At 54.7% G+C, this 12,607-nt stretch carries 9 protein-coding genes, 1 tRNA gene and 1 pseudogene; 5 read left to right on the top strand and 6 right to left on the bottom strand.

Annotation, left to right across the window (positions count from 1 at the left end):
* From ABIE61_RS01940 to ABIE61_RS01960, 5 genes are all read left to right on the top strand, one after another.
* Positions 1–141 (top strand): hypothetical protein, encoded by a 141-nt coding sequence (locus ABIE61_RS01940; protein ID WP_175527595.1) that lies wholly within the window; start codon positions 1–3, stop codon positions 139–141.
* A 69-nt stretch (positions 142–210) separates the two neighbouring features.
* Positions 211–2,010 (top strand): extracellular solute-binding protein, encoded by a 1,800-nt coding sequence (locus ABIE61_RS01945; protein WP_354406252.1) that lies wholly within the window; start codon positions 211–213, stop codon positions 2,008–2,010.
* The gene (locus ABIE61_RS01950; protein WP_354406253.1) at positions 2,010–3,095 is read left to right on the top strand and encodes a microcin C ABC transporter permease YejB; all 1,086 of its coding nucleotides are present in this window, start codon (positions 2,010–2,012) and stop codon (positions 3,093–3,095) included. The genes ABIE61_RS01945 and ABIE61_RS01950 overlap by 1 nt, the downstream gene beginning before the upstream one ends.
* Positions 3,096–3,099: 4 nt before the next feature.
* The gene (locus ABIE61_RS01955) at positions 3,100–4,122 is read left to right on the top strand and encodes an ABC transporter permease (protein WP_354406255.1); all 1,023 of its coding nucleotides are present in this window, start codon (positions 3,100–3,102) and stop codon (positions 4,120–4,122) included.
* Positions 4,123–5,709, top strand: coding sequence for an ABC transporter ATP-binding protein (locus ABIE61_RS01960; RefSeq protein WP_354406257.1), 1,587 nt, complete (start codon positions 4,123–4,125; stop codon positions 5,707–5,709). It abuts the gene before it with no gap.
* Between the two features lie 72 nt (positions 5,710–5,781).
* On the opposite strand, the gene ABIE61_RS01965 is transcribed toward ABIE61_RS01960, so the two are convergent.
* From ABIE61_RS01965 to ABIE61_RS01990, 6 genes and pseudogenes are all read right to left on the bottom strand, one after another.
* Positions 5,782–7,650 (bottom strand): SurA N-terminal domain-containing protein, encoded by a 1,869-nt coding sequence (locus ABIE61_RS01965; protein WP_091824434.1) that lies wholly within the window; start codon positions 7,648–7,650, stop codon positions 5,782–5,784.
* A 107-nt stretch (positions 7,651–7,757) separates the two neighbouring features.
* Positions 7,758–7,834: transfer RNA gene (locus ABIE61_RS01970), tRNA-Asp, on the bottom strand.
* Positions 7,835–7,857: 23 nt separating this feature from the next.
* A pseudogene (locus tag ABIE61_RS01975) lies at positions 7,858–8,136 on the bottom strand (HU family DNA-binding protein); the annotation flags it as partial.
* A 130-nt stretch (positions 8,137–8,266) separates the two neighbouring features.
* Positions 8,267–10,693: an endopeptidase La gene (gene lon, locus ABIE61_RS01980; RefSeq protein ID WP_091824439.1), complete on the bottom strand. Its 2,427-nt coding sequence runs from the start codon at positions 10,691–10,693 to the stop codon at positions 8,267–8,269.
* A gap of 191 nt (positions 10,694–10,884) precedes the next feature.
* Positions 10,885–11,478 carry a Fe-S biogenesis protein NfuA gene (nfuA, locus tag ABIE61_RS01985; protein ID WP_206841376.1) on the bottom strand — a complete coding sequence of 198 codons (594 nt, stop codon included), beginning with the start codon at positions 11,476–11,478 and terminating at the stop codon, positions 10,885–10,887.
* An 81-nt stretch (positions 11,479–11,559) separates the two neighbouring features.
* Positions 11,560–12,552, bottom strand: coding sequence for a glycosyl transferase family protein (locus ABIE61_RS01990; protein ID WP_354406260.1), 993 nt, complete (start codon positions 12,550–12,552; stop codon positions 11,560–11,562).
* Between the last annotated feature and the right edge of the window lie 55 nt (positions 12,553–12,607).

The following is a 12,607-nucleotide window of genomic DNA, read 5'->3' on the forward strand; positions in this document are numbered from 1 at the left end:
ATGGATAACCTGAGTCTATTCATCATAGCGGTTTCAGTGTTGCTGGCCGTTCTATTCAAGTGGGTACTGTTTCGCAAGATTCGAGGCTGGATGGAGCGGGACCAGGAGCGAGAGCGTTCCAACGACTCCGAACCGGATTGACCCGGCGTTGTCACAGGACTACAGCACGGGTTAAATTCGCACAAAAACAATACTTCCAAGGAGAAAACAGTGCCTGTACAGCTGCGTTCAGTATGCCTTTATCTTTCTGCCGTTTTCTCGCTTCTGCTTTTCGGCCTTCCGTTGCATGCGGCCCCGGACAGCCAGCACGGCATTGCCATGCATGGCGACCTCAAATATCCGCCCGATTTCAGCCATTTCGACTATGTTAACCCGGACGCTCCCAAAGGCGGACATTTCAAGGAATCCTCCATTGGTACCTTCGACAGCCTCAACCCGTTCATAGTCAAGGGTACCGCCGCCGAAGGGACCGGGTTACTGTACGACTCTTTGATGGCTCGCGCACTGGATGAGCCCTTTTCCCAATACGGCCTCTTGGCCCAACAGCTGCGGGTTGCCGTGGATCGCAGCTGGATTGAGTTCGACCTTCATCCTGACGCTCGATTCAGTGATGGGCACAGCGTATCGGCAGACGATGTCGTGTTCACGTTCGACATACTGCGCGAGAAAGGTAGCCCCTTCTTCAAAAGCTACTATGCAGGGATTCAAAGCGTAACGGCACTGAGCCCTCAGACAGTACGTTTCGAGTTTGGTGACAGCACCAACCGAGAACTCCCACTGATAGTAGGCGAGGTTCCGATCCTGCCACAGCACTTCTGGGCCGAGCGTGATTTCGAAACACCATCACTGGAACCACCGCTTGGTTCGGGCCCCTACCTGATTGAAAAGATCGATCCAGGCAGAACCATCGTTTACACACGCAACCCCAACTACTGGGGGCGCGACTTGCCAGTAAACCGCGGCCGTCACAACTTTGATCAACGCCAGTATGACTATTATCGCGACAGTACGGTAGCACTGGAGGCCTTCAAGGCCGGTGAGTACGATTTCCGCAGTGAACATGCCTCCAAGGCCTGGGCAACCGGTTATACCGGCGCCCCCTTCGCTGATGGTCGTATCATCAAGGAAGAGATTGCACACGAAAACCCGCGTGGCATGCAAGGTTTCATCATGAACACCCGCCGGAGCATGTTCAGCCAGCCTGAAGTGCGCAAGGCACTTGCGCTTGCATTCGACTTTGAATGGACCAACAGCAACCTGTTTTATGGCGCTTACACCCGCAGCCACAGTTATTTTTCCAACTCTGAGATGGCTGCAGAAGAGCTGCCAACCCCAGCTGAACTGGAGATTCTCGAAGCCGTGCGTGACCAGGTACCACCTGAAGTATTTACTCAGGTTTACCGAGCCCCAACCACGGATGGCAGTGGTCGCAACCGTGCGCAGTTGCGTGAAGCTCTGGGGCTTCTCAAACAGGCTGGCTGGCAACTTGAGTCAGGCAAGCTGGTTGACGGCAACAGCTCTCCATTTACATTTGAAATATTGCTGGTGCAGAAGGAATTCGAGCGAGTGGTTTCTCCGTTCATTCGCAATCTGGAAAGGCTGGGTATCAGCGCCAGTATCCGCATCGTCGACGTATCCCAATATATAAACCGGTTGCGTCAGTTCGACTTTGACATGGTGGTGTATGGCTTTGGCCAGTCCAGCTCCCCTGGCAATGAGCAGCGTGACTATTGGCATTCCAGCTCAGCTGACATGCCCGGAAGTCGCAACCTGATTGGCATTAAGAATCCAGCCGTCGACTACCTGGTTGAACAGCTGATCGCCGCACCAGACCGGGAGCAACTGGTTTTGCGTGCCCGTGCGCTGGATCGAGTGCTGCAGTGGAATCATTATGTGATTCCCCACTACCATATCAGTGCCTATCGCATCGCGTACTGGAACAGGTTCGCCCACCCTGAGGTAAGTCCTGCCTATGACCTCGGCCTTGATACCTGGTGGACCAAGCCCTGATGGCCGCGTACATTGTCCGTCGCCTGTTGCTGATCATACCCACGCTGCTGGGGATACTGCTGCTCAACTTCATACTGGTTCAATTCGCTCCCGGCGGCCCGGTTGAACAGACTATTGCGAACCTTGAGGGGCTCGGGATTGATGCTGGCAACCGCATCGGCAGCGGCGCACAGTCCGACATCGCTGCTGGCAGTGAAAACAGCGGCTACCGCGGAGCCCAAGGGCTGGATCCTGCTTTGATAGCTGAAATAGAGCGCATGTATGGCTTTGACAAGCCAGCACACGAACGCTTCTTCCAGATGCTGCAGAACTATCTAATGTTCGATTTTGGCAAGAGCTTCTACAGCGACAAAAGCGTTATCGACCTGATCATCGAAAAACTCCCGGTTTCAATATCCCTGGGCCTTTGGACCACACTCATCACTTATTTAATCTCGGTCCCGCTTGGCATCCGCAAGGCCGTACGTGATGGCTCATCGTTCGATGTCTGGACCAGCAGCGCCATCATTGTGGGGTACGCAATTCCCAACTTCCTGTTTGCCATTTTATTGATCGTTCTGTTTGCAGGCGGCACCTGGCTGGAATGGTTTCCGCTACGCGGACTGACTTCGCCCGGCTTTGAACAGATGACCTGGTGGCAACAAGTGGCAGACTACTTCTGGCACATCACTCTGCCGGTACTGGCTTCGGTGGTCTCCAGTTTTGCCACACTGACCATGCTGACCAAAAACTCATTTCTGGATGAAATACACAAGCAGTATGTATTGACTGCCCGCGCCAAGGGACTGGATGAAAACGCGGTGCTGTACCGTCATGTATTCCGCAATGCCATGCTGTTGATCATTGCCGGCATGCCCGCCGCCCTCATCGGCATTTTCTTCACCGGATCGATGTTGATCGAAGTGATTTTCTCTCTCGATGGGCTCGGACTGCTGGGCTACGAAGCTGTCATCAATCGAGACTACCCAGTGATCTTCGGTACACTCTACATTTTCACGCTGGTGGGTTTGCTGCTGAAACTGGTCAGTGATATCACCTACACGCTGGTAGACCCCCGTATCGACTTTGCCAGCAGGGAGGTATAGGCCGGTGCAGCTCTCCCCTTTGCAACGTCGTCGTATTGACAGCTTCAAGCGCAACCGCCGAGGCTATTGGTCACTCTGGATCTTTCTAATCCTGTTTGGACTGAGCCTGGTCGCCGAACTGATTGCCAACGACAAACCACTGCTGATCAGTCACGGGCAGCAGCTCTACTGGCCACTGGTCCAGGAATACACCGAGGCTGACTTTGGTGGCGACTTTGCCCTGCCCGTGGACTACCGAGACCCCTTCATTCAAGAGTTGATTACAGAGTCCGGGGGTTGGACCGTTTGGCCACTGATCCGCTTCAGCTACAGCACCATCAATTACGATCTTGAACAACCTGCTCCTTCGCCACCAACGGCAACCAATTGGTTGGGGACGGATGATCAGGGCCGGGATGTACTGGCACGTGTCATTTACGGTTTCCGTATTTCGGTTCTGTTTGCACTGGCGCTGACACTGGCAAGCTCGGTTATCGGCGTCTGCGCCGGTGCTGTTCAGGGTTACTACGGCGGCCGCATCGATCTGTTTTTTCAGCGTTTTATCGAAATCTGGTCTGGCTTGCCCGTACTCTTCCTGCTGATCATACTGGCTTCACTGGTACAGCCCGGATTCTGGTGGCTGCTCGGCATCATGCTGCTGTTTTCATGGATGAGCCTGGTCGATGTCGTCCGGGCCGAGTTCCTTCGCGGACGCAACCTTGAATATGTGCGTGCCGCACGCGCGCTAGGCCTTAGTGATACCCGCATCATGTACCGCCATGTACTGCCCAACGCCATGATCGCGACCCTGACGTTCATGCCCTTTGTGTTTAACAGCGCCATCGTTACACTGACCGCCCTCGATTTTCTGGGCTTTGGTCTACCCCCGGGTTCGCCATCCCTGGGCGAGCTGGTCGCTCAGGGCAAGGAAAACCTTCACGCCCCCTGGCTGGGCCTGACCGCATTCATCTCGCTGTCGGTCATGCTGACGCTGCTGATCTTCATCGGTGAAGCAGTCCGTGACGCCTTCGATCCGAGGAAAGTCTGAGTGAGTACACCGCTGATCTCTGTCCGGAATCTCAGTGTCCGTTTTGGCTCTTCACGCGAGGCGGTTGTGCGCGATATCAGTTTTGATATCGAGCCGGGCAAAACGCTTGCCATCGTTGGGGAATCGGGCTCTGGCAAATCGGTTACGGCTCTTTCACTGCTGCGACTTTTGCCCCAGGCACAGACGGAAGGCGCCGTGTTGTATCAAGGTGAGAACCTGCTTCAGGCACCTGAGAAGCGATTGCTGCAACTGCGTGGCAACAGGGTGGGCATGATTTTTCAGGAACCGATGACATCGCTTAACCCACTGCACACGTTGGAGAAGCAGATCGGTGAAACTCTGCATCTGCATCGCGGCCTGAGCCTGCCCTCATGTCGCACTCGTGCGCTTGAACTGCTCGACCTGGTAGGGATTGATCACCCTCAGGAGCGGCTGGGTCAATACCCGCACCAGCTTTCAGGCGGGCAACGTCAGCGCGTCATGATCGCAATGGCCCTGGCCAATGAACCTGAACTGCTGATTGCCGACGAGCCGACAACCGCTCTCGATGTCACCATACAACACCAGATCCTCGAACTGCTCAGACGTGTTCAGAAACAGCTTGGCATGGCGATCGTACTGATCTCTCATGACTTGAATATTGTACGCAGGGTAGCGGACTCGGTGTGTGTCATGCATAAGGGAGAATTGCTTGAGCAACAGCCCTGTGCCGAGCTGTTTCGCGCTCCCCGCCATGCGTACACACGTAATCTCCTGGCTGCCGAACCGGAAGGCCAGCCAGCTGCAATTGCCGATCCTGATGATATTATCCTTCAGACCCGTGCGTTGAAAGTCTGGTTTGCCGAGCGCAAGGGAATACTGCAACGAGTCAGCCGCCATCACAAAGCGGTGGACGAAATAGATCTGCAACTCGCTCGCGGTGAAACACTGGGCGTTGTCGGCGAGTCCGGCTCAGGCAAAACTACGCTGGCACTGGCCATATTGCGACTGATCAGCAGCAAGGGCGAAGTGGTATTCAATGGTGCAGAGCTTTCAAACCTGAAACAGAAACAGCTCAGACCCTTGCGCAAGCAGTTGCAAGTGGTGTTTCAGGACCCCTTCGGCAGCCTGAGCCCACGCATGAGTATTGCCGAAATCATCGCTGAAGGCCTGGAGGTTCAAGGTATCACCAAGCGTAGTCAGCAGGATGAGCAAGTATGCCTCGCCCTGCGCGATGTTGGGTTGGACCCCGAAGTACGACACCGATATCCGCATGAGTTCTCGGGCGGACAGAGGCAGCGCATCGCCATCGCACGGGCACTGGTGCTGCGCCCCAGGCTGATCATTCTCGACGAACCCACGTCCGCACTGGATCGCACCGTACAGAAACAGATCATTCAGCTGCTGCGTGATCTGCAACGGCAGTATCAGCTCAGCTATCTCTTCATCAGTCACGATCTGGCCGTGGTCAGGGCCATGAGCCATCGGGTCATGGTGATGCAGGCAGGCAAAGTCGTTGAGCAGGCCTCGACAGAACGGCTCTTCAGCCGCCCGGAGCACCCCTACACTCAACGCCTGCTTGAAGCCGCTGCCGTGCCATCTGGCTGAGTTTAAAACCCGGCAAAACTGAAAAGGGCCGCATGTGCGGCCCTTTTCAGTTTCCATCAGCAGATCTGCAACCTAGTTGCGCTCAATTTCGGCAGCCTCGGTTAATGCCTCTACATGCAGCTGATAGTCCAGCTGGCCATTACGGCTGGCCAGGAAGGCAGCCATCTGGCGCTTCAGGTCAGCGTCAACATCAGCAAGGTCTGGGTCCTGAACTGCATTGACTCGAACCAGTGCGCGGTCTCCGTTCGGCAAACGTACAGTTCCAAATGATGCCGCATCTTCCGCCGGACGAGGCAGCTCAAATGCCTTACGATTGACAGCAGACGGCATGTCTGCCTGCTCACGCTCTGCAGAAGCCACTTCACTCCAGCTCAGCTCAGAAGCAACAGTGTTCAGGGAATTGCCAGACTCGAAGTCCGCCAGCAACTGTTGCAGGCGAGCCTCTAGTGCCGCTTCCGCCTGTTCACGTCGCAACTCGCCTTCAAGCTCATCACGCACTTCATCCAGCGACAGCTGGCGTTCTGGAATCTGCTCTTTAACCCGTACAACTACTGTTGTTTCACGATCCAGCTCGATGGGGTCACTGTTAAGACCTTCACGTGTCAACTCTTCACTGAACGCAGCCTTGACCACGCGAGGGTTGGAGGCCAACCCGCTCTCACTGCCAGCCTGCCCAAAAGGCTCGGTCTGATGAATTTCCAGCCCCAGTTCCTCTGCCGGGACATCAAGATCACCCGCCGAAAAGCTCAAGTCAGCCAAGCGTTCAAGCGCAGCCACATATTCAGCCTCAGCACGGGACTGGGCCAATTCACGCTGCAATTCAGCAGCCATCTCGTCAAACGCCGGCGGCTCAGTGTTGCGCACATCGTTCAGCTGTATCAGATGATAGCCAAACTCGGTGCGAACAGGCTCTGATATTTCACCCGGCTGCATGGCGAACAGCGTATCCTCAAACGGGCCCGTTAGTACACCACGGCTATTGTAACCCAGATCACCGCCCTGCTCGGCAGATCCGGCGTCTGCCGAAAACTCCTGTGCCGCTTCGGCAAAGCTCAGCTCACCATCCAGAATGCGCTGACGAACAGCCTCAGCCTGTTCCTGTGCATCCTCTTCAAACAGAATGTGAGCTGCCGCACGCTCTTCAGATGCCTGGAACCTTGCCAATTCCTGCTGATACGCACTTTCCAGCTCTGCATCGGTGATTGCGTCGAGCTTAACAAAATCAGCCTGATTCAGTTCCACATAGTCAAGCACGACCTGCGGCTGGGTCATGAAGCGTTCCAGCTGCTCCTGATAACGCGACTCAAGTTCTGCATCAGTTACTTCAGCAGTCTGCATGAACTGGTCAAGTGACAGCTCTGCCCAGGCAATATCACGGGTTTGTCGATCCAGCCTCAGCAAACGCTCAACCTGCTGCTCAGTCGCGAAGGCGGACAGCTGGAAAGCGTTGCGTTCCTGCGCAATCAACTGCTCCTTGCGCAATAAGTCACGATACATAAGCGGGGTAAAACCGGCACCACGCAGTACCGCTTCAAACTGGTTACGGTCAAAGCGACCATCAACCTGGAAATCCGGTGTGCCTACGATCATCTGATCAATCATCGCTTCGGACAGATACAGACCCTGCGACTCGGCGGATTGCAGACGCACCTCCTGATCAATCAGGGCCTGCAACACCATACGACGCAGCTGATTTTCATCGATATCCGCAGGATTGCCGTTTGCACCCATCTGGGCCAGCAACTGGCGCCGCTGCAGCTCGATACCACGCTGCAAATCCTGGTTACTGATCTCTTCACCATTCACTTCAGCCGGCGCCTTTTCACTGTTGGCAAGCCCGACAAGCGACTCAACGCCGAACAGAGCAAAGGTGACGATGATCAGGCCAACGATGACCTTGGCGATGATCCCTTTGGAATTTTCCCTAATGGATTGCAGCATGGTTTGGGTTCACTCTGACTCTTTTATAAAAAAAGCGCATTCAGCCCTGAATGCGCTTTCTTGGACTACGAAGACAGTTCTCTGCTTCCAGTGAACGTGCCCGAATCTGGCGGAACGGACGGGACTCGAACCCGCGACCCCCTGCGTGACAGGCAGGTATTCTAACCAACTGAACTACCGCTCCAGTATCAGGACTTCAGATCCCGTTTACTTGTTGACCGCGTCTTTCAGCGCTTTGCCCGGCTTGAAAGTCGGCAGGGTTGCAGCAGCAATTTCAATCGGGTTGCCAGTCTGCGGGTTGCGGCCGGTACGTGCGGCACGCTCTTTGGTGGAGAAAGTACCAAAACCTACCAGAGCAACGGATTCACCGCGCTGCAGAGCTTCAGTGACCGCATCCAGGGTGGCATCCAGTGCACGGCCTGCAGCTGCTTTCGGAATATCAGCAGATGCAGCAATAGCGTCAATCAGTTCAGACTTGTTCACATTGTTCCCCTTATCGAATCGTTATCGTGTTCTATCCGTTGTTGTCGTTGCCCAGCGCATAGTCTGCAACTTTATACCAACTGCCTGAAACCGGTGTCAACTGGCCGCAGCCCTTTTCTGCCGCGGCCTCCAGTTAATGTGTACTCAGTTGACCCGGCTCAGCATGTCCTTTTTTGGCCTCGGCAGCAGCAGGTTCTTCAACCTCTTCCGGCAAAGGTGTCGGGTGGTATGCCAAGGCAACGTCCAGCACTTCATCAATCCACTTCACTGGCCGAATATCGAGATCTGCCTTGATATTGTCGGGTATTTCCTTCAAATCGCGGGTATTTTCCTCCGGAATGATCACCGTACGAATCCCGCCACGGTGCGCTGCAAGCAGCTTTTCCTTCAGCCCACCAATGGCCAGAACCTGTCCACGCAGGGTAATTTCGCCCGTCATGGCGACCTCTGAGCGCACCGGAATTCCGGTCAAGGCAGACACCATCGCCGTGCACATACCAATGCCGGCACTGGGGCCATCTTTCGGGGTTGCACCTTCAGGAACATGGATATGAATATCGTTTTTCTCGTGGAAGTCAGCCTTGATTCCCAGTGATCGAGCCCGGTTGCGCACCACGGTCATGGCTGCCTGGATCGATTCTTTCATTACATCACCCAACGATCCGGTGTGGATCTGACGCCCCTTGCCGGGCACGACAGCTGACTCAATGGTGAGAATATCGCCCCCAACTGAGGTCCAGGCCAGACCCGTTACCTGCCCGACCTGATCCTGCTCTTCAGCCATGCCAAACTTGTATTTCTTGACACCGTTATACTGCTCCAGCTCTTCAGCCGTAACCTTGACCACATCACCCTTGCGCTCAAGGGCAAGCTCACGCACAACCTTGCGTGCAATCTTGGCGATCTCGCGTTCAAGGCCACGTACGCCTGCCTCACGGGTGTAATATCGAATCAGACCCAGTACGGCATCGTCGGTGATCTCCAGCTCTTTGGCCTTGATTCCGTTGTTTTTAAGCTGTTTCGGCAACAAGTACTTGCGCGCAATATTAAGTTTTTCGTCCTCGGTATACCCCGGAATCCGAATGATCTCCATACGGTCCAGCAAAGGCCCCGGGATGTTCATCGAGTTCGATGTGCACACGAACATCACGTCAGACAGATCGTAATCCACTTCGAGGTAATGATCGTTGAAACTGCTGTTCTGTTCGGGATCAAGCACCTCCAGCAATGCCGATGAAGGATCACCACGATGGTCCATGCCCATCTTGTCGATCTCATCCAGCAGGAACAGCGGGTTCTTGACACCGATGCGTGACATCTTCTGAATCAGTTTACCCGGCATGGAGCCGATGTAGGTACGGCGATGACCGCGAATCTCGGCCTCATCACGTACACCACCCAGCGCCATGCGTACATACTTGCGGTTTGTCGCACGTGCTATGGAGCGGCCCAAAGAGGTCTTGCCGACACCCGGAGGCCCAACCAGACACAGAATCGGCCCCTTCAGCTTCTTCACTCGCTTCTGTACGGCGAGATACTCGAGAATGCGATCCTTGACTTCTTCAAGACCGTGATGATCCTCATTGAGGATCTTCTCGGCATGTTTCATGTCCAGGCGCACACGAGAGCGCTTGACCCAAGGGATTTGCAGCATCCAGTCAATGTAGCCACGCACCACCGTTGCTTCGGCACTCATGGGCGACATCATTTTCAGCTTGTTGTATTCGTTGAGCGTCTTGTCCAGCGCTTCCTGAGGCATGCCGGCGCTTTCGATACGGTTTTTCAGCTCTTCCATATCGGTAGAGCCGGTTTCATCCATATCACCCAGTTCCTTCTGGATCGCCTTCATCTGCTCATTGAGGTAATACTCACGCTGACTCTTCTCCATCTGTTTTTTTACACGGCCCCGGATGCGCTTTTCGACCTCAACCAGGTCGATTTCCGCTTCCATCAGTGACATCAGATGTTCAAGACGTTGACGTGTACCCAGAATTTCCAGAATGGCCTGCTTCTCATCCAGCTTGAGGGCCATATGTGCAGCGATGGTGTCGGCCAGACGGCCAATGTCGTCAATATTCTGAAGCGAGCTGAGCACCTCGGACGGGATTTTCTTGTTGACCTGTACAAAGCGCTCAAACTGATCAAGAGCCGTTTTTTTGTAGACCTCAGCCTCCGCCGCACTTACATCTTCTACCGGCAACACCGTCACCTGTGCGTGGAAGCATTTTTCAGACTCAGACAGGGCTCTGATCTGCGCACGGTAATCACCTTCAACCAACACCTTCACGGTGCCATCAGGCAATTTCAGCATCTGAAGTACGTTCGCAACGCAGCCGACAGAGAACAGAGCTTCAGAATCCGGTTCGTCCTCAGACGCACTCTTCTGGGCCACCAACAGAATCTGCTTATCACTGGCCATTGCCAGTTCAAGGGCATGGATGGATTTTTCACGCCCGACAAACAGCGGGATCACCATGTTGGGATAAACCACCACATCACGCAGTGGCAGTACCGGAAGCTCGACGGTCACAGCGTCATCTTTTGCTTCAAATTGATCCATGATGGAGTGCCTCTTTACAGGGCGCCTGTGCATTAGGGCCGGCGCATCTTCGGATAAGTGTCAGGTTAGTCTTTCAATGGGGCTCGTTCCAGCAATTACAACCGGAGCGGTGGCTTTTTTCGCAACTGCACAGAAGACAGCGATTCAACCAAGGGCGAGGCGGTCGGATATGACCGCCTGCAGAGGAGATATTACTTGAAATAGGCGTTCTCACGTACTGTGTGGTCGGTGGCATCACGCACACCGATCAGTCCCGGAACCCGCTCTATCAGTGTTTTCTCAACCCCATCCTTGAGGGTCATGTCAACGGCACTGCAGCCTTGGCAGCCACCGCCAAAACGCAGTACGGCAATGGTACCGCCCTCCTCTTCGATCAAGTCTTCCAGTTTGACTTCGCCACCGTGAGACGCGAGTCCGGGGTTGATCTCCGAATACAGAATATAATTGATCTGCTCATTCATTGGACTGTCGGGCGACACCTTGGGCACCTTGGCGTTAGGCGCCTTAATAGTCAGCTGACCACCCATGCGATCGGTGGCGAAGTCAATGTAGGCTTCTTCCAGATACGGCAGACTGTTACGCTCCAGGTAAAAGCGCAGCAGTTCATAGTCGATGATTTCATCTTCCGGATTGACCTCATCCGGACGGCAGTAGGCCAGGCAGGTTTCTGCATAGGCAGTACCCGGCTGGGTCACGAAAAGACGTACCGCAATACCTTCAACATTCTGCTTTTCGAGCAGCTCTGCCAGATAACGCTCGGCAGATTCAGTTACCGTAATAGTCATGGCTAAACCTTGTGGATCTGATGTTTCGAATACATTGAGGATACACTCAAATTAAACCCGAGTAAATTGATCGGATATTAATCAATAAGCCGAACGGTCACGCTGCTGCCAAGCTGAACGTGCCATTTCAAGCCAGTGCGCCTGCGATTGCATCACGCCCTGTGACAGCAACCGCAGGATCACAGCCAAGGTGCTGATAACGGCCCCTTCACCATAGGCATGACTGATTTCACCACGCCAAAGCCGCAACAGATCTTCAGGATCGAGGTGCTCGTCACGAACCAGCCGCTGCTGCTCGATGCGGGGCCATGTTTCCTGGTGCAACTCGCCGGCCGTAACCCAGTGAAGTTCGGTATCCGAATCAGGCTTCACCTCGGCCTCACCACCATCACCGCGGATGGTCAGGCTGTGAGGGGTGCCCAGCAGCTGTGCCGTTCGCTGGTGCATTGGCGCATAGGGCGGATGAAAAACGCCATCTGCGCTACAGGGGGCATCCAGCGGGTTAAGCAGTCTACACAAGGTGTGGACCGGGGAACGAAGCCCCAGTATCGGTCGCAGCTGAATCAACTCACCCAGTACAGGCACCATTTGATCGATAGAGTAAAAGGCCAGCCTGCTCCGCTCCAGTGATGCATGTACCTCAGGCCAGCTTTCGGCAGCTTTCATACCGAACATGCTCAGCAGATCTTCAGTGTAAATACGCCCGGGCGTATGCCCCCTTGCGCCGTGCATGAATACACTCACCCCCTGCCCGGCCAACACCAAGGCCGCCAAAAAAAACCATGGCAGCCGGCGTTTCTTGCCGGCATATGTGGGCCAATCAAGATCAGCTACCAGCGACTGAGGCCGGTTCAGGCGCAGTCGTACAGCTTGGGCGAACCCCTGCAACTCTTCAGGGGTTTCTTCTTTCATCCGGATCAGCATGAGAAAGGCACCCAACTGCTCCGGCCTGACCTGCCCATCCAGGATCATGCCCATTGCATCCCGGGCTTCCTCCATGGTTAACGAACGGCTTCCTTTTTTACCCTTGCCGAGTATGCGCACATAGACTGCAAATGGATGTTCCTGTTGCATGAGCCCTCTACTCCAATGAGCCTGTGCATTCCAGCTACTGCCTGCAGTTGCTAGA

It is taken from the genome of Marinobacterium sp. MBR-111 (genome assembly GCF_040547585.1).
GTDB lineage: Bacteria > Pseudomonadota > Gammaproteobacteria > Pseudomonadales > Balneatricaceae > Marinobacterium > Marinobacterium iners.

Coding starts and splice junctions, on each gene's coding strand:
- ABIE61_RS01940 (WP_175527595.1), top strand. CDS start 1: ATGGATAACCTGAGTCTATTCATCATAGCGGTTTCAGTGTTGCTGGCC.
- ABIE61_RS01950 (WP_354406253.1), top strand. CDS start 2,010: ATGGCCGCGTACATTGTCCGTCGCCTGTTGCTGATCATACCCACGCTG.
- ABIE61_RS01965 (WP_091824434.1), bottom strand. CDS start 7,650: ATGCTGCAATCCATTAGGGAAAATTCCAAAGGGATCATCGCCAAGGTC.
- lon (WP_091824439.1), bottom strand. CDS start 10,693: ATGGATCAATTTGAAGCAAAAGATGACGCTGTGACCGTCGAGCTTCCG.
- nfuA (WP_206841376.1), bottom strand. CDS start 11,478: ATGACTATTACGGTAACTGAATCTGCCGAGCGTTATCTGGCAGAGCTG.
- ABIE61_RS01990 (WP_354406260.1), bottom strand. CDS start 12,552: ATGCAACAGGAACATCCATTTGCAGTCTATGTGCGCATACTCGGCAAG.